Here is a 16,551-nt window from a genome sequence, read left to right on the forward strand (position 1 = left end):
CAATCGCGACACCGGGTCACGGTTTCTGAAAGAAATGGAACGTCTTGATATCATCACGCCGCGCCACTTCTTTCAGAAGCGTCAAAAGCGGCGTTTCGGCAAGGCGATACTCGGTGTTGACCGGCCCGGCCTGCTTGAGGGCACGAAATTGCGTATCGTCATAAAATGCCGCCAGAAGCAGATCGTCATCCGATGCAAACGGCCCGCGCGCGTTGCGGATACGCTCGATTCCGGGCGCAAGCAACGCGCCGGCGCGCTCTGTGATCACCTCTTTGCCGCCGGTCAGCTTGTCGTAGAGATTTGGATCAATCTCACCGGCGATCTCGCCATAGCCGCCGCGCGCATATAGCTGGATTTCATCCGGCACACTGTCATAGCGCGCGCCGCCATTGTCCTGCGAGGTGACATTAAGCACGGCCTGGGTCACGATATACTGGGCGAAGGGGCTGACGACGATGGGGTATCCCAGATCGGCCCGCACCCGGCCCGCCTCTTCAAGGATCTCGGTGATCCGGTCGGCGAGGCCCACGGTTTCAAGCTGAACCTTCAGGTTCGAGATCATGCCGCCCGCAACCTGGTGGTGGAAATGAAATTCGTCATATTCCATAGGCTGGCCCACCGGCTTGCCCTCGACCCGCGCGATATAGTCAAGCCGTTCGGCCACCTCGCGGATCGCTCCGAGGTCGAGATCGGCGGTGTGGCCGCGGCGGCGGCAATTCTCGACCACCTGCTCGGTCGGCGGATGCGACGCCCCATTGGCCAGCGTCGAGGTCGCCGTATGCACAACTTCGACCCCGTGCTCGACCGCCTGAAGCGCCACATAAGGCGCAAGCCCGGACAGGCAATGCGAGTGAAGCTGCAACGGCAGATCGCCGATCGCCTCTTTGATCGCGGGCACAAGCGTGGCCACGCGCTCGGGCGTCAGAAGGCCGCTTGGGTCTTTGATAAACACACCGTCAACGCCGATCCTGACCAGTTCAGCCGCCTTTTTCCTGTAATAGTCGTCGGTGTGGACCGGGCTCCAGGTATAAACCAGCCCCGGAACGGTGTGGATGCCCAGCTCTCGGGCGGATTGCACGGGGATCTTCAGATTGCGGATATCGTTCAACGGGTCATAGGGGGTGTGATAGCGCATGCCGTTGGCCGCAAACCGCTCGGCCGCCAGCTTTACGATGTCATCGGGAAAGAATTCGAAGGTGAAAAGGCTCTGCCCGCGGGTGTGAATGATCAGCGGCGTCCTGGTGATCCACTGGTTGAGGATGCGCATGCGCTCCCACGGATCTTCCCGCAGAAACCGGACGCAGACATCGAACACCGCGCCACCCACCAGATCAATCGCCTCAAAACCGGCAGTGTCCAGAAAGGGTGCGATGTCTTTCATCATGCCGGTGGTCATCCGCGTGGCCCACAGGCACTGATGCGCGTCGCGCAAGGTGACGTCGATAAAACGGACCTGCCTGCTCATGGCGCCTCTCCCAAAGTATCCAATGTCATTTCGGTTTCGATCCACCGCGTATGCACAGGGTCATGCAGAAAGTCCTCGTGATCTATCAGCTTGCGGTGAAACCCGATTGTCGTCTCTACCCCGTCAACACGGCAGCCATCCAGCACCGCCCTTGAGCGGGCCAGCGCCACCTCGCGGCTCTCGCCCCAGACGATCAGCTTGGCGATCATCGAATCGTAGAACGGAGAAATCTGCTGGCCCCGGTAAACCGCCGTATCAAGGCGAATGCCCTCACCCTGCGGCACCCTCCATTCCATTGGGCGGCCCGGCGACGGCATGAAGCCGTTTCTCCAGTTTTCGGCGTTGATCCGGAATTCGATGGCATGGCCCTTGCCGGGCAGATCCTCAAGATCGCCCTCAAGCAGCGCGCCGCCCGCGATGTCAAGCTGCATGCCGATCAGATCGCGGTTGATCCGCATTTCGGTAACCGTATGTTCAACCTGAATGCGGGTGTTCATCTCGATAAAGAAAAACTCACCGCTGGCGATATCGAGGATAAACTCGATCGGTCCGGCACCTTCATAGGAAATTCCTTTGGTGAGGTTCAGCGCCGCTGACTTGAGCCGCGCGCGGAGGTTTTCATCAACCATCGGCGACGGCGATTCCTCGATCAGTTTCTGATGGCGGCGCTGAACGCTGCAATCGCGCTCGTCAAACGCAACCGCCCCGCCCCTGCCATCGCCCATGACCTGGACCTCGATATGCCTTACCGCATCACAGAAGCGCTCAAGATAGAGACCGCCATCGCCAAAGGCCGCCACCGCCCGATTTGGCCTTGAGCAAAAGCGGGAACCCCACCTTTTCGGCCGTGCCGCGCGCGGCGGAGGGATCGGTAAACGCCGCATCCGAACCCGGCACAACCGGGACGCCAAGACTGGTCGCCACGTCGCGGGCGCGGGCCTTGTCGCCCATCATTCGGATTGCTTCGGCCGACGGGCCGATGAACTTGATGCCATGCTCGGCGCAAAGCTCGGCAAAGGCGACGTTCTCGGACAAGAAGCCATAACCGGGATAGACCGCGTCACAGCCTTTCATCACGGCAACATGCACAAGCGCCCTTGGCGACAGATAGCTTTTGCTGGCCGCCGCCGGGCCGATACAGACGCTGTCATCGGCCGCCCAGACATGCGGCGATGCGGCATCCACCTGTGAATAGACCGCAACCGTCTCAAACCCCTGCCCCGGCAGACCTTAATCGCGCGCAAGGCGATTTCCCCGCGATTGGCAATCAGAACCCGCGTGATTGCGGGCGCGGTCGTGGCTTTTGGGTTTTGGGTATTCATATCATGGCTGTCCGTTTTTCCGCTTCCGGCCAACATTATGTCTCACCATACAAAACGTTTCGTTTCGAATTTATCATGGGTCGATTGATTTCCTTTTCGCAAGAGGCCATAGTAAACATCGCCATACCCCCTGCCGATGGGTGGCAAAAACAGGAGCCGACATGAAAAGCGACGTCAGACATACCCCGGTGATCAACCTTTTTACCAAAGGCGATGCAGAGGACCATCTTGCTCAGGATATCGCCGAGGCAAACCGCCGGGAGCAGCTGGCCGAACTAGGTGTGACCGGCAAGGTTTTCATGATCCTGGAGCTGATTGCCCGCAACAGCAAACCCATTTCGACCTCCGAGATGATCCGGATCACCGGACTGACCAAGCCGACGGCCCACCGCGTCGTAAACATGCTGCTTGAGATGGAATTTCTGGAGCGCGACGCTGCGGATCACGGTTTCATCGAAGGCGCACGTCTGATTACGCTGGCCCAGAGGACGCTGGTAACCTCGGCCCCGCGATCGCTTCGGCACTCGATCCTTCAGGAAATTGCCACCGAAACCGGCGAGACCTGCAACTATGGCATTCTGTCGGGCGCAGAGGTCATCTATCTGGACCGGGTCGAATCCAAATGGCCGCTCGGGCTGCGGTTCGCCGCAGGCAGCCGCGTGCCGGCCCATTGCACCGCGATCGGCAAGCTGATGCTCAGCTATTGTTCGGAATCCGACCTGCGCAGCATAGCCGAAGCGCGCCCGCTGACGGCCTATACCAACGCGACGATCACCGAACCTGCCCGACTGCTTGAGGCGGTTCGCAAGGTCCGGCTGGACGGGATCGGAACAGACAATCAGGAATTCATGCACGGCGTGGTCTGCGTGGCGGTGCCGGTGATCGGCAATCACGACACCTGTCTTGGGTGTATCGCCGTATCCGCCCCCGAGGCCCGCATGACCCTGAACCAGATGCTGGGATTCGTCCCGCGTATGCAAGAGGCTGCCCGCAACTTCGCCAAAACCTTTGAAACCAGCCCGGACAGCAATAATACCATCGAGGAGTGAGACCCCAGCTCAGCTACAGAGACGTTGCCGAAATCGTGAAGATCATCGACAGCAGCAACTGCGACGAGGTTTCCCTCGACATCGAAGGCGCGAAAATCCTGGTCCGCCGCAAGGGGGCTGCCGATCCGGCGCCACAGGCCAGTGCAACCGATCCTGCACCGCGCCCAGTCTCGCCAGACCCGGATGCCCCCCTGCGGCGCAACCCGCGCCTGCCGCCCCGCCCGAGGCGGGCGGCCAGATCTCTGGGCCGATGGTGGGCACGTTCTATAGCCGCCCGTCACCCGATGAGCCCGAGTTCGTGTCGGTTGGAACCCAGGTCGAGATCGGCACCCCGGTGTGCATCATCGAAGTGACGAAACTGTTCACAACCATCGAATCCACCAAGGCCGGAACGGTCAAGGCAATTCTGGCGGAGGACGGCCAGTTGGTGGACTACGGGCAGGCTCTTTTCGTGATCGACTAAGCCCGTGTTGCGGTGCATCCGGGCCGCACAGCGATCAGATCAGCGACGCGACCAGCGTGGCCACAGCCGCCACCGACATCGCGACCCGCATCGTATCGGGCGCCAGGCTGACCAAAAGCAACATGCCCACCGGCACCGCCCCCACCAGACCGAACACCATCGGAAGCACCGTAGAGCGCCGCGCCGCGCGCAGACCGTCAGGCAGCAACTGAAGGGCGGTCGGAATCTCGATCAGCGCGTGATAGACCACCGCATCCCGCGGCAGGGTGACAAGTGCCGTCACCGGAATGATAATCATCGCCGCGCCGAAGCCGGTAAAGCCACGCATCACCCCGCCGAGCACGGTCACAAACGCAACAATCGCCAGCCCGCCGCCCGAGGGCAGCCCCGTCAGAAACGGGTCAAGCGCGGTCATGTTGCGCCGGGTCCGGCAAATGCGTCTCTATCCATCGGGCCGCGTCAAGAAGCCGGATATCCTCACCCGGCGGCGCGGCCAGCTGGATGCCGAAGGGCAGGCCCTTTGGCCCCCGTCCCGCAGGCAGCGAAATCGAGGGAAGGCCAAGCAGGGTCCATGCCCGGCTCAGCTCCGGGCTGCCGGTTCCGTCGCCGTAAGTCGGGGCTTCGTCGAGCGCGCTCGGCGCCATCAGTATATCAGCCCCGTCAAAGAGCCGGGCGATATGCGCAAGCGCCTCGGCGCGCTGCGCGCAATCGGCATCCTGTTGTGCTGCGGGCATGGCCTCCCCAAGCTCGATCAACGCCCGCAGGGGCGCGCTGAGGCGGTGGCGGCACCGTGACGCCTCTGCGGCCAGATCCCGCGCCGCCTCGGCCGCCATCAGGCGCGACTGCACCCCGGCCAGATCGGCAAAGCGGCTGGCGGCGCGGCCCGTTTGCACCTGTGCGCCGCACTCGCCAAGATGCCCGGCAATGCGACGGATACTGTCGCGCATCCACGGCGCGGCCAAATCCCACTCGGGCACCGCCACCAGACGCAAGGAGGGCGCCCGCCCCTGCCCTGCCGACACCGCCCAGTCAGGCCGCCCGGCGAGCACCGCCGCCAGCACCGCAACATCCGCGACGCTGCGGGCAAAACATCCGACCGTGTCCATCGACCCGGCCAGCCCCTTGACACCGGCAAGGCTTATGCGGTGAAGGCTGGGCTTGAACCCCACGATACCACAGTAAGACGCCGGACGAATCGTCGAGGCGGCGGTTTGCGAGCCGATCGCCAGCGGCACCATGCCCGCCGCGACCGCCGCCGCCGAGCCCGCAGAAGAGCCACCGGGACTGTGGCCCAAATCATGTGGATTGCGGGTTTTGCCTGCTTTCCAATAGGCAAATTCCGTCGTCACGGTCTTGCCAGGCAGGATCGCCCCGGCGCGTCGCAGGGTGGCCACCGCCGCCGCATCAGCGGCGGGGCGATGCGCGGCATAGATTTCAGAGCCATAAGAGGTCACGAAATCCGCTGTATCAAAGATATCCTTGATCCCCACAGGCACCCCTGCAAGCGCCAAGTCACGCCACTTCCGGCGCGCCACAAGCGTTTCAGCCTGAGCCAGTGTCGCCGCGCCATCCAGCACCTGCCAGGCGCCGATCCGGTCTTCGCCATGCCGCGCCACCGCGTCGATCATGCCGCCCAGGGCCCCGGCATCGGAGGCCGCCGCAGCCGTGCGGCGCCAGTCTGAAAGCCCCTCCGAAATCGGTTTAGACAAGTGTGCGCCCCCCATCGACATAGATCGTCTGACCTGTGATAAATCCACCGCCCGGCCCCAGAAGAAGCAGCGCCATACCGATCAGATCCTCAGGTTCGCCAAGGCGGCCCATTGGAATATCGCTGATCGCCTTCTTGCGAAATGCAGGGTCTGACAGGTACTCATGGGTCAGGGCCGTGTCGGTCAGCGCCGGTCCGGTGGCGTTCACAGTGATCCCAGTCGGCCCCCATTCACGCCCCAAAACGCACACGATCTGCGCCAGCCCGCCCTTTGATCCGGCATAGGCCGCATAAGCCGGATTCGACACCATGCTGGAAACCGACGCGATATGAAGGATGCGTCCGCCCCCGGCGGCGCGCAAGGCCGGTGCCAACGCCTGACTGAACAAAAAGGCGCCGGTCAGATTCACGTCGATGCAGCGGCGAAAAAGGTCCGCCTCCATGGTCTCTGCCGCGGCAATCGGCAAAAGGCCCGCCGCGTTCACCCCGCCGTCAATTCGCCCGAATCTGTCGCGCGCCAGCGTCACAGCCCGCTCGGTCATCCGCTTGTCCGTAATATCCCCTTCCAGCGCCACCGCTTCTGGCGCGGCGGATGTAAGTGCCTCAAGCGCCTTGGTATTCATGTCCATCAGCACAAGGCGTGCGTTTCGTTCCAGCAAGGCCCGCACCAGCGGGGCAGCCAAGCCGCCAGCGGCCCCCGCAACAAGATAGACGCGCCCGCTCACGTCCAGAAAGTCGCTGTTTCCAACCACCGCGTTCCCTCCCATTCGTCGGAAAACTCTTGCGCCAAGCCTATACCGGTGATTACAATTCGTCCCGAAAGTGATATATATCGTCTTGTTTAATGAGAATGCGCCAAAGAGAGTTTTCCCCCGCAAGGTGCCTGAATGAACAGTCCCAGGGAGAAAACAATGAAAAGCTTCAACCTCAAAAATCCCATGCTTGCCGCTGCGGCAAGCGTCGCCGTGCTTGGCGGCGGCGCGCGCAGTGCGCAGGCAACAGACGCAATTCCCGTTCTGCTATGCCCGTTTGGGTGTGGTCCGATGGCTGGCGACACCATTCTGATGAACCAACTGATCCAGAGCGGGTCGGGCGTGATGCTTCTGCCCCAGGAATATATCGGTTTCGCCGCCTTCGGATACACAAGCAACTCCTCCGAGCACTACTCGAACTTCATTCTCGGGGTCGTGGTGATGACAGGTCTGTTGGCCGTGCGCAACCTGTGTGACGAGAAACTGGGGATTCCCGATCCCGAAACAGACATGCTCAGACCTGTGCGGCCTTACTTCTGGGGCCGTTTCGCCTTTGCCGCCGTTGCCCTGATAATGGCCACGATCGCCATGGGATACGTGCGCCTGAACGCGGTTCACTTTGAAGTGTCGCAACCCTTCTTCAACAAGACCGATATGGTGTTTGGCTGGTTGATGACGATCTCGATCCTGATGCTGACCTTCATCCACTGGGGCAGGTTGCTCACCAGCGTGGTTTCCGCGGCCATCGCCTATTTCTTTCTTGGCTACAAGATCGAGAACCCGCTTTTCATGACGCCGCAGTATTCGAATGAATTCGTAATGATTTATATCGGCCTTGGCACCAATCAGGGCTTTTACTATCTGGCGCAGGTCGCCGCCGATGCGATCTATTTTCTGATCATCTATGCGGCGATCCTTCTTGGTGTCGGGATGCTCGACATGGTTCTCGAAGCCGGCAAGGCCACGGGCCGCCGTGTCCCTGGCGGAGCCGCGGGCCCGGCGCAGAGGCGTGTCGGATGCCACCGCATGACAAGCCCTGAGACGGTTCACCCCCAAAAAGGGCGGCGCTTCGGCTCAACCTGAAAGAAGCTCTCGATCATTGGGTGCGGTTTGGGTCGACGGATCGCGGGTTTGCGGATTGCGCCATGTACACTATCCTTGCGCTGTCCGATTCCACACGAAAGAGAGAACACCATGCCAGACGGAAGCAAGACGACCTCATCACCGCAACGCAGCGTTGTCGTTCGTGAATTCACCAATAGTGTGCTTGATCCCCACGAGCCGATGCTCGGCCCGGTCGAAAACGGCGGAACAATCATCGCGAACACCGCGCCGGGCTGCTGGGGGCCGATGATCACGCCCAGCCTTCGCGGCGGCCACGAAGTGACGCAGCCTGTCTTTGTCGAGGGTGCAGAGATCGGCGATGGCGTGGCCATCCGCATCCGCGACATCACCGTGACCTCGATCGCCACCGCCTCGGGCCATGACAGTTCGCCGGAAGGCTTCTGCCTTGGTGACCCCTATGTCGCCGCACGCTGCCCGGTCTGTGACGTGATCTGGCCCGAAACCCATATTGAAGGCGTCGGCCAGGATTCGGTCAAATGTGACGTCTGCGGCAATGCGGTCAAACCCTTCGAAATCGTTCACGGCTACACCGTCACATTCGATGATACGCACACCGTCGGTCTCACGCTCCCGAAAGAGGCGGCCGAGACCATTGCGAAAGAGGCCGATCATTACTCGGCCCTGCCGGATGAAAGCCGCCAACACTCGATCCTGAACTTTGCGCCATCCGACATGCCCGGCACGCTTATTCGCATGCGACCATTCATGGGGCAACTTGGCACCTGCCCGTCGATGCCAATGCCCGACAGCCACAATGCCGGCGATTTCGGGGCGTTCCTTGTGGGGGCGCCGCATGCCTATGCGATCACCCCCGAACAACTGGCCGAACACAAGACCGACGGCCATATGGATATCGACGCCGTGCGCGCAGGCGCGATCCTTGTCGCCCCGGTAAAAGTGCGCGGGGCCGGCGTTTACATGGGCGACATGCATGCCGGCCAGGGAGATGGCGAAATCGCCGGGCACACGATGGATGTTTCAGGCAGCGTGACCCTACAGGTCGAAGTGGTCAAGAACTTCCCACTGGACGGGCCGGTCCTGTTTCCGCTCGAAGAGGATCTGCCCCCCTTGGCAAAGCCCTTCACCGATGCCGAAAAAGCAAAAGGCCAGCGTCTTGCCACCAAGTGGGGGGTCTCGACCATGGAACCGCTTGCCCCGATTTCGGTCGTCGGCACAGCCGCAAACCTGAACGATGCCATCGAGAACGGCTTGGCGCGGGCGGCAAAACTGCTTGATGTCACGGTGGCGGAGGTTCGCAACCGGGCCACCGTGAATGGCGCAATCGAGATCGGGCGCGCGCCGGGCGTGATTCAGGTCACCTTCCTCGCCCCTTTGAGCAAACTCGACGCCGTTGGTCTGGGTGACTACGCGCGAGAGCAATATGGTATCTGACAGCGAATGCGGCGGATGACACCTGTCGTCCGCCCCTGCGCTGTGAAAAAGACATGATCCGATGCAAATTCTCCCGCTGAACGCCCTGATCGACGTTCCCTGGAAAAACGGTGGCGGCACCACCCGTAATATCGCCAAAGGGATGCGCCGCGACCACGTGGTCTGGACGATCAGCCGCGCGGATGTGGCGCAGGACGGTGCGTTTTCGGATTTCTCGGGCATGATGCGGGTGCTGACCGTGGTGTCGGGCGGCGCGATGACGCTCGACACCACGAGCACCTCGCTGGAGGCAAACCTCTGGGAGCCGGTGCGCTTTGAGGGCGCTCTCAAGGTTCATTCGCGCCTGCAAGACGGCCCGTTGACCGACCTGAACCTGATGTTTGATCCGACCCTGTGCGAAGGGGACGTGATCACGCACCGAGGGCCGCTTGACCAAATCGCCCGGCGGCCCATGCAGGGTATCCTCGCGTTTCATGTGCTTTCAGGCAGTCCGATGATCAACGCGGCGCGACTGAGCACAGGCGACACCGCGTTGATCACAGAAACAGACGCGGCGCTTGTCCTTGCCCAAGACGACGCCCTGCTTGAGATCAGCCTGCGCTATCTCGATCAGAGCGATGCCATCAGGCTTTGCATGGCTGAACGATAGGCTGCGATAATTTCATCGCGCCGGATGTGGCGGCCCGATTGCACGGCGTGGCGCCCGGCGGACCATACATCGGTGACAACCCTGTCCTTCGCGGCGAACACCAACCCGTCAAGAAGCTGGTCACGCCGCAAGGCGCAAAGCGCCGGGGCTTTGCTGTCAATCGCCGTCAGGTCGGCCATGGCACCAACGGCAATCTCGCCTGCGCCACGGGCAAGGGCCTGCGCGCCGCCTTTTGCCGCGCAGGTATATAATGTGTCGCCAACCGACCCTTCGCCAACGACCATCACATTGCGCGCGACGTCACGCAGGCGTTGGGAATATTCCAGGGTGCGCAATTCTTCGGTCAGCGAGATCAGTACGTTTGAATCAGAACCGATGCCGAATGCGCCTCCTGCTCCAAGATAGGCCGGGCCGTTGAATGGCCCGTCGCCGAGGTTAGCCTCGGTCACCGGACAAAGCCCGGCAACCGCGCCGGATCTGGCCATATCGGCGGTCTCATCCGCCGTCATATGGGTGGCATGGATCAGGCACCAGTCCGGCGTCACATCCACATTCGCCAGCAGCCATTCTACAGGTCGCGCGCCCAGCCAGTCTTTGATATCGGCCACTTCCCTGGGCTGCTCGGCGATGTGGATGTGAATCGGCCCCGCCGGGTGGGCGCTCAGGACCGAGGTCAGATCATCGGGCGATGTGGCGCGCAGGGAGTGCGGCGCAATACCGACGCGGCAATCGGCAGGCAAGTTCGCAACAGCGACCCTTGCCCGCGCCACCAGATCGTTGAACCGATCCACCGTATTGCCAAACCGCGCCTGCCCCGCCTCAAGCGGCACCTGTCCCGCGCCGCCATAGCTATAGAGAACCGGCAGGTGGGTGAGCCCAATGCCGGTGGTTGCCGCCGCCGCCGCGATCCGCGCCGACAGCTCACCTAGGTCGTCATACGGCACCCCGCCGGGTTGATGATGCAGGTAGTGAAATTCGCCGACGCTGGCATAGCCCGCTTCCTGCATCTCCAGAAAGACAAGCCCGGCGATGGCTTCGATATGCTCGGGCGTCAGGGTTGCGGTAAAGCGATACATCAGATCACGCCATGTCCAGAAGCTGTCTTTGCCCGCCATGCGATATTCGGTCATCCCCGCCATCGCCCGCTGAAAGCTATGGCTGTGCAGGTTGGCAAGCGCAGGCAACAGCGTATCGACGCGGGTGTCAGAGGCCTGCGGCTGTTGATCGGTCTCGATCCTGCTGATCCGGCCATTTTCGACCTTGAGACGAACGTTGTCGACCCAACCACCGGGCAGCCTGGCAAGCGATGCAAAAATCATTTGGCTCTCTTTCGTTTTTTATGTGTAGACATATTACACATTAACGCGTACCAGAAAAGGCGAATTCTGGCCAATGGTGAATGAAATGACTGAGAATCACAGGGTCTTCGTCGATTTGACTGTTGCAACCATGGGTGTGACGCAAACGGCCTATGGTTTGATCGAAGATGCGGCCATCGCGGTCAGCGACGGACGGATTGACTGGGTCGGCGCGCGCAACGACCTGCCCGCGCAATATGCGACCCTTGCGCAGCAGCCGCTTGGTGGCCGCCTTGTTACCCCCGGTTTGATCGATTGTCATACGCATATCGTGCACGGTGGTGACCGCGCCGTGGAATTCGAGATGCGCCTGAACGGGGCCAGCTATGAAGAGGTCGCGCGCGCCGGTGGCGGGATCGTGTCCACCGTCAAAGCCACCCGCGCCGCGAGCGAGGATCTATTGCTGGCCGACGCGCTGCGCCGTGTTGATGTCTTGATGTCCGAGGGCGTGACCAGCATCGAGATCAAATCGGGCTATGGCCTTGATATCGAAACCGAGCTGCGCATGTTGCGCGTCGCCCGCGCGGTCATGGCAAACCGCCCCATCCGCGTGAAGACCACCTTTCTCGGGGCCCACGCGACCCCGCCCGAATATGCCGGGCACAATGATGCCTATATCGACGAGGTCTGCATCCCGGCCCTGCGTGCGGCGCACGGCGAAGGGCTGGTTGATGCGGTCGACGGGTTCTGCGAAGGCATCGCGTTTCAGCCCGACCAGATCGCCCGCGTCTTCGATGTGGCGCGTGAATTGGGTCTGCCCGTGAAACTGCATGCCGAGCAATTGTCCAACCTTGGCGGCGCCAGGCTGGCGGCCAGCTATGGCGCGTTATCGGCCGATCATATCGAATATCTGGATGAAGACGGCGTCAAGGCGATGGCCGATGCCGGCACGGTGGCCGTCATCCTGCCGGGCGCCTTCTATACCCTGCGCGAAACGCAAGAACCGCCGATTGATCTCTTGCGCAAGCATGGCGTGCCGATGGCCCTGGCCACCGACATCAACCCCGGGTCGTCGCCGCTCAATTCGCTGTTGCTGACGCTGAACATGGGCTGCACCCTGTTTCGCATGACCCCCGAAGAGGCGCTGCGCGGCGCGACCGCAAACGCCGCGCGCGCGCTTGGTCTCACGGACACCGGCACCATCGCCCCCGGCATGCGCGCCGACATGGCGGTCTGGGATATCAAACACCCCGCCGAACTGGCCTATCGCATCGGCTTCAACCCTCTACATTCCCGCATTTTCGGAGGCACATCGTGACCACACTCACCCTCACCCCCGGCGCTGTCACGCTGGATGATCTGGCGGAAATTTTCTGGAATGAGGCATCGGTGCGCCTTGATCCCGCGTGCCACCCTGCCATTGAACTTGCCCATTCCCGCATCGCAAAGGCGGTTGCGGGGACCGATGCCGTTTATGGCGTCAACACCGGTTTTGGCAAGCTGGCCTCGGTCAAAATCGAATCCAAAGACACCGCAGCGCTACAGCGCAATCTGATCCTGTCGCATTGCTGTGGTGTCGGCCCCGCAATCTCGCGCCGACATGCGCGTTTGCTGATGGCGCTCAAATTGCTCAGCCTTGGGCGCGGTGCATCTGGTGTACGGCTTGAGATTGTGAGCCTGATCGAGGCCATGCTCGACAAAGGCGTGACACCGGTCATTCCCGCGCAAGGCTCGGTCGGCGCGTCGGGCGATCTTGCCCCTCTGGCGCATATGGCGGCGGCGATGATGGGCCATGGCGAGGCCGAGTTTGACGGGCAGGTCATGTCTGGAGACAAGGCCTTGAAAGCGGCGGGTTTGACCCCAGTCGAGCTTGGCCCGAAAGAAGGGCTTGCGCTGATCAACGGCACGCAGTTTTCCACCGCCTTCGCCCTTGCCGGGCTGTTCGGGGCCTGGCGGGCGGCGCAATCCGCGCTTGTCACATCGGCGCTGTCGACCGATGCGATCATGGGCTCAACCGCGCCGTTACAGCCCGAAATCCACGCCCTGCGCGGCCACCCTGGCCAGATCGAAGCGGGCGAAACGATGCGCGCCCTTCTGGCCGGATCAGAAATTCGCGACAGCCATGTCGTCGATGACGCGCGGGTGCAGGACCCCTATTGCATCCGCTGCCAACCGCAGGTGACAGGCGCGGCGATGGACGTGTTGCGCATGGCGGCCCGCACACTTGAGGTTGAGGCCAATGCCGCGACCGACAATCCGCTGGTGCTGGTCGGGGCCGATCTGATCGTCTCGGGCGGCAATTTCCATGCCGAACCGGTCGGCTTTGCCGCCGATATGATCGCGCTTGCCATCGCCGAGATCGGCGCCATCGCGCAACGCCGGGTGGCGCTGATTGTCGATCCGGTGCTGAGCTTTAACCTGCCACCGTTCCTGACGCCCGATCCCGGCCTCAATTCCGGCTACATGATTGCCGAGGTCACCACCGCCGCCCTGATGAGCGAGAACAAGCATCTGGCAAACCCTTGCGTTACCGACAGCACGCCGACCTCGGCCAACCAAGAGGATCACGTCAGCATGGCCGCCCATGGCGCGCGCCGCTTGGGTCAGATGATCGAGAACCTGAACCGCATTCTGGGGGTGGAGCTGCTCTGCGCCGCGCAAGGCATTGATTTTCGCGCGCCACTCACCACCAGCGACACCTTGCAGCGCGTTGTCGCACGGGTGCGCCGCGATGTCGCGACACTGGGCGAGGACCGCTACCTCGCGCCTGATCTGGAACGCGCCGCGGTGATGATCGCAGAGGGCGATATCGTCGCCGCCGCAGGCATCACCATGCCGGGTGTTGCGACATGAACCCTGTAGAAATATATCACGGTGACAGCCCCATAGTGCTGGGCCTGCCGCATACCGGCACCTTTGTGCCCGAGGATATCCTGGCCGATCTGAACCCGCGCGGACGTGGGCTGGATGACACCGACTGGCATATTGACAGGCTCTATGACGGTGTTCTGGCAGGCGCGACCACGGTACGTGCGACGTTCCACCGTTATGTTATTGACGCCAATCGCGACCCGTCGGGCGTTTCGCTCTATCCTGGCCAGAATACCACCGGGCTGGTGCCAATGACGGATTTTGACGGCCACGACATCTGGACCAAACCGCCGACTGAGGCCGCCATTGAAGCGCGACGTGAAGCTTTCCATGCGCCCTACCATGCCGCCTTGCAGGCAGAACTTGACCGGGTGCGCGATCTGCATGGCATCGCAATCCTCTATGATTGCCACTCGATCCGCTCAAACATTCCGTTCCTGTTTGACGGCACCCTGCCCGACTTCAACATCGGTACCAATCTGGGCAGCACCTGCGCGCCTGAGATTGAAGCGGCCACGCAGCGCATTTGCGCCGCTGCCGAGGGCTATACCTCAATCACCAACGGCCGTTTCAAAGGCGGCTGGACCACCCGCCACTATGGCCGCCCCACCGAAGGGTTGCACGCCATCCAGATGGAACTGGCGCAAAGCACCTACCTGAGCGCCGAGGCGGCGCCATGGAGCTATGACGAAGGCAAGGCCGCGCGCCTGCGCCTGCACCTCAAAACCATCCTGACGAAACTGGCCTCCGTGGCCCCGACCCTGAAAGGCACATCATGAGCGATCCGCGCAAGAACACCCGTGACGTTTTTCCCGCCACCGGCACCGAGTTGACGGCCAAAAGCTGGCTGACCGAAGCGCCGCTGCGGATGCTGATGAACAACCTGCACCCCGACGTTGCCGAAAACCCACATGAATTGGTGGTTTATGGCGGTATTGGCCGTGCTGCACGCACCTGGAAGGATTACGACATGATCGTCGCCTCGCTGCGCGCGCTGGAGGACGATCAGACGCTGCTGGTGCAATCGGGCAAGCCTGTCGGCGTGTTCCAGACCCATAAAGATGCGCCGCGCGTCTTGATCGCGAATTCCAATCTGGTTCCGCATTGGGCCACCTGGGACCATTTCAATGAACTCGATAAAAAGGGTCTGGCGATGTACGGCCAAATGACCGCCGGGTCGTGGATCTACATCGGTAGCCAAGGCATCGTGCAGGGCACATATGAGACCTTTGTCGAGGCCGGCCGCCAGCATTATGATGGCGATCTCAAAGGTAAATGGATCCTGACCGGCGGGCTTGGCGGTATGGGCGGCGCACAACCCCTCGCGGCGGTGATGGCCGGGGCCTGCTGTCTGGCGGTCGAGTGCAACCCCGACAGCATTGATTTCCGTCTGCGCACGAAATACGTCGACGAAAAGGCCGAAACGCTGGACGAAGCGCTTGAGATGATCGAGCGCTGGACCAAAGCGGGCGAGGCGAAATCCGTTGGCTTGCTGGGCAATGCGGCGGATGTGTTTCCCGAACTGGTCAAACGCGGCGTGCGGCCCGATATCGTCACCGACCAGACCTCGGCGCATGACCCGGTCAACGGGTATTTGCCGCAGGGCTGGACCATGGCGCAATGGAAAGACAAACGCGAAAGCGCCCCGAAAGAGGTCGAAAAGGCCGCCCGCGCCAGCATGAAGGTGCAGGTCAAGGCGATGGTCGATTTCCACGCCGCCGGTATTCCGACCGTCGATTACGGCAACAACATCCGCCAGATGGCGCTGGAAGAAGGGCTGGACAACGCCTTTGATTTCCCCGGCTTCGTGCCCGCCTATATCCGCCCGCTGTTTTGTCGCGGCATTGGCCCGTTCCGGTGGGCGGCGCTGTCTGGCGATCCCGAGGACATCTATAAAACCGACGCCAAAGTGAAAGAAATCCTCTCTGAGGATTCGCATCTGCACAACTGGCTGGATATGGCGCGCGAGCGGATTTCGTTTCAGGGCTTGCCTGCGCGGATCTGCTGGGTGGGTCTTGGCGTGCGCCACAAGCTCGGCCTTGCATTCAACGAAATGGTACGCAGCGGCGAATTGAAAGCGCCGATCGTGATTGGCCGCGATCATCTCGATTCCGGTTCGGTCGCCTCGCCTAACCGCGAGACCGAGGCGATGAAGGACGGCTCTGATGCGGTTAGCGACTGGCCTTTGCTCAACGCGCTTCTCAACACAGCCTCGGGCGCAACCTGGGTGTCGCTGCACCACGGTGGCGGCGTTGGCATGGGCTTTTCCCAGCACTCCGGCATGGTGATCTGTTGTGACGGCACCGAGGATGCGGATCGCCGCATCGCGCGGGTGTTGTGGAACGATCCGGCCACCGGCGTGATGCGCCATGCCGATGCGGGCTATGACGAGGCGCTCGAGTGCGCCCGCGAGAATGGCTTGACCCTGCCGGGAATTCTCTGAAGACCTGCACCGTC

At 61.9% G+C, this 16,551-nt stretch carries 15 protein-coding genes and 1 pseudogene; 9 read left to right on the forward strand and 7 right to left on the reverse strand.

The window, feature by feature from the left end:
* Positions 1–16: 16 nt before the first annotated feature.
* From BMZ91_RS15410 to BMZ91_RS21830, 3 genes and pseudogenes are all read right to left on the reverse strand, one after another.
* The gene (locus BMZ91_RS15410; RefSeq protein ID WP_092840841.1) at positions 17–1,465 is read right to left on the reverse strand and encodes a pyruvate carboxylase subunit B; all 1,449 of its coding nucleotides are present in this window, start codon (positions 1,463–1,465) and stop codon (positions 17–19) included.
* Positions 1,462–1,923 carry a biotin carboxylase domain-containing protein gene (locus tag BMZ91_RS21825; RefSeq protein WP_342741957.1) on the reverse strand — a complete coding sequence of 154 codons (462 nt, stop codon included), beginning with the start codon at positions 1,921–1,923 and terminating at the stop codon, positions 1,462–1,464. Before BMZ91_RS21825 ends, BMZ91_RS15410 begins: the two co-directional genes overlap by 4 nt.
* Positions 1,921–2,650: pseudogene (locus tag BMZ91_RS21830) on the reverse strand (ATP-binding protein); the annotation flags it as partial. The gene BMZ91_RS21825 and the pseudogene BMZ91_RS21830, both read right to left, overlap by 3 nt.
* Before the next feature lie 298 nt (positions 2,651–2,948).
* Here BMZ91_RS21830 and BMZ91_RS15420 point away from each other — a divergent pair.
* Together BMZ91_RS15420 and BMZ91_RS21975 are read left to right on the forward strand one after the other, a co-directional pair.
* Positions 2,949–3,836 carry an IclR family transcriptional regulator gene (locus BMZ91_RS15420; protein WP_092840843.1) on the forward strand — a complete coding sequence of 296 codons (888 nt, stop codon included), beginning with the start codon at positions 2,949–2,951 and terminating at the stop codon, positions 3,834–3,836.
* The gene (locus BMZ91_RS21975; protein ID WP_281243380.1) at positions 3,796–4,299 is read left to right on the forward strand and encodes an acetyl-CoA carboxylase biotin carboxyl carrier protein; all 504 of its coding nucleotides are present in this window, start codon (positions 3,796–3,798) and stop codon (positions 4,297–4,299) included. Before BMZ91_RS15420 ends, BMZ91_RS21975 begins: the two co-directional genes overlap by 41 nt.
* 34 nt (positions 4,300–4,333) lie before the next feature.
* Here the strand turns inward: BMZ91_RS21975 and BMZ91_RS15430 are convergent, their stop codons facing one another.
* Genes BMZ91_RS15430 through BMZ91_RS15440 form a run of 3 tightly spaced genes read right to left on the reverse strand, consistent with a single transcriptional unit; the run spans position 4,334 to position 6,774 of the window.
* Positions 4,334–4,714, reverse strand: coding sequence for a TSUP family transporter (locus BMZ91_RS15430; protein WP_092840847.1), 381 nt, complete (start codon positions 4,712–4,714; stop codon positions 4,334–4,336).
* On the reverse strand, positions 4,701–6,008 hold the full coding sequence (locus BMZ91_RS15435; RefSeq protein WP_177193887.1) for an amidase: 1,308 nt from the start codon (positions 6,006–6,008) through the stop codon (positions 4,701–4,703). Before BMZ91_RS15435 ends, BMZ91_RS15430 begins: the two co-directional genes overlap by 14 nt.
* A complete protein-coding gene (locus tag BMZ91_RS15440) occupies positions 6,001–6,774 on the reverse strand; it encodes an SDR family NAD(P)-dependent oxidoreductase (RefSeq protein WP_092840851.1) in 774 nt (257 codons plus the stop codon). Before BMZ91_RS15440 ends, BMZ91_RS15435 begins: the two co-directional genes overlap by 8 nt.
* A 144-nt stretch (positions 6,775–6,918) precedes the next feature.
* Here BMZ91_RS15440 and BMZ91_RS15445 point away from each other — a divergent pair, with 144 nt between their 5' ends.
* The 3 genes from BMZ91_RS15445 (at position 6,919) to BMZ91_RS15455 (ending at position 9,925) form a co-directional block, all read left to right on the forward strand.
* Positions 6,919–7,842, forward strand: coding sequence for a hypothetical protein (locus BMZ91_RS15445; protein ID WP_092840853.1), 924 nt, complete (start codon positions 6,919–6,921; stop codon positions 7,840–7,842).
* Between the two features lie 111 nt (positions 7,843–7,953).
* The gene (locus BMZ91_RS15450; RefSeq protein WP_092840855.1) at positions 7,954–9,276 is read left to right on the forward strand and encodes an acetamidase/formamidase family protein; all 1,323 of its coding nucleotides are present in this window, start codon (positions 7,954–7,956) and stop codon (positions 9,274–9,276) included.
* A gap of 61 nt (positions 9,277–9,337) precedes the next feature.
* Positions 9,338–9,925 carry a HutD/Ves family protein gene (locus tag BMZ91_RS15455; RefSeq protein WP_092840857.1) on the forward strand — a complete coding sequence of 196 codons (588 nt, stop codon included), beginning with the start codon at positions 9,338–9,340 and terminating at the stop codon, positions 9,923–9,925.
* Here BMZ91_RS15455 and BMZ91_RS15460 read toward each other — a convergent pair.
* Positions 9,886–11,244: a formimidoylglutamate deiminase gene (locus BMZ91_RS15460; protein WP_092840859.1), complete on the reverse strand. Its 1,359-nt coding sequence runs from the start codon at positions 11,242–11,244 to the stop codon at positions 9,886–9,888. The two genes, BMZ91_RS15455 and BMZ91_RS15460, sit on opposite strands and share 40 nt — an antisense overlap.
* A gap of 85 nt (positions 11,245–11,329) precedes the next feature.
* Between BMZ91_RS15460 and hutI the strand changes: the two genes are divergently transcribed.
* Genes hutI through hutU form a run of 4 tightly spaced genes read left to right on the forward strand, consistent with a single transcriptional unit; the run spans position 11,330 to position 16,537 of the window.
* Positions 11,330–12,541, forward strand: coding sequence for an imidazolonepropionase (hutI, locus tag BMZ91_RS15465; protein WP_092840996.1), 1,212 nt, complete (start codon positions 11,330–11,332; stop codon positions 12,539–12,541).
* A complete protein-coding gene (hutH, locus tag BMZ91_RS15470) occupies positions 12,538–14,076 on the forward strand; it encodes a histidine ammonia-lyase (protein ID WP_092840861.1) in 1,539 nt (512 codons plus the stop codon). Before hutI ends, hutH begins: the two co-directional genes overlap by 4 nt.
* Complete coding sequence (gene hutG, locus BMZ91_RS15475) at positions 14,073–14,873, forward strand: N-formylglutamate deformylase (RefSeq protein WP_092840863.1); 801 nt, start codon at positions 14,073–14,075, stop codon at positions 14,871–14,873. Before hutH ends, hutG begins: the two co-directional genes overlap by 4 nt.
* Complete coding sequence (hutU, locus tag BMZ91_RS15480; protein WP_092840865.1) at positions 14,870–16,537, forward strand: urocanate hydratase; 1,668 nt, start codon at positions 14,870–14,872, stop codon at positions 16,535–16,537. The genes hutG and hutU overlap by 4 nt, the downstream gene beginning before the upstream one ends.
* Positions 16,538–16,551: the final 14 nt, after the last annotated feature.

Source organism: Roseovarius lutimaris, from assembly GCF_900115165.1.
Classification (GTDB): Bacteria; Pseudomonadota; Alphaproteobacteria; order Rhodobacterales; family Rhodobacteraceae; genus Roseovarius; species Roseovarius lutimaris.

Coding starts and splice junctions, on each gene's coding strand:
- hutI (WP_092840996.1), top strand. CDS start 11,330: ATGACTGAGAATCACAGGGTCTTCGTCGATTTGACTGTTGCAACCATG.
- BMZ91_RS15460 (WP_092840859.1), bottom strand. CDS start 11,244: ATGATTTTTGCATCGCTTGCCAGGCTGCCCGGTGGTTGGGTCGACAAC.
- BMZ91_RS15450 (WP_092840855.1), top strand. CDS start 7,954: ATGCCAGACGGAAGCAAGACGACCTCATCACCGCAACGCAGCGTTGTC.
- BMZ91_RS15420 (WP_092840843.1), top strand. CDS start 2,949: ATGAAAAGCGACGTCAGACATACCCCGGTGATCAACCTTTTTACCAAA.
- BMZ91_RS15410 (WP_092840841.1), bottom strand. CDS start 1,465: ATGAGCAGGCAGGTCCGTTTTATCGACGTCACCTTGCGCGACGCGCAT.
- BMZ91_RS15445 (WP_092840853.1), top strand. CDS start 6,919: ATGAAAAGCTTCAACCTCAAAAATCCCATGCTTGCCGCTGCGGCAAGC.
- BMZ91_RS21825 (WP_342741957.1), bottom strand. CDS start 1,923: ATGCGGATCAACCGCGATCTGATCGGCATGCAGCTTGACATCGCGGGC.
- hutU (WP_092840865.1), top strand. CDS start 14,870: ATGAGCGATCCGCGCAAGAACACCCGTGACGTTTTTCCCGCCACCGGC.
- BMZ91_RS15455 (WP_092840857.1), top strand. CDS start 9,338: ATGCAAATTCTCCCGCTGAACGCCCTGATCGACGTTCCCTGGAAAAAC.
- BMZ91_RS15440 (WP_092840851.1), bottom strand. CDS start 6,774: ATGGGAGGGAACGCGGTGGTTGGAAACAGCGACTTTCTGGACGTGAGC.
- BMZ91_RS15430 (WP_092840847.1), bottom strand. CDS start 4,714: ATGACCGCGCTTGACCCGTTTCTGACGGGGCTGCCCTCGGGCGGCGGG.
- hutG (WP_092840863.1), top strand. CDS start 14,073: ATGAACCCTGTAGAAATATATCACGGTGACAGCCCCATAGTGCTGGGC.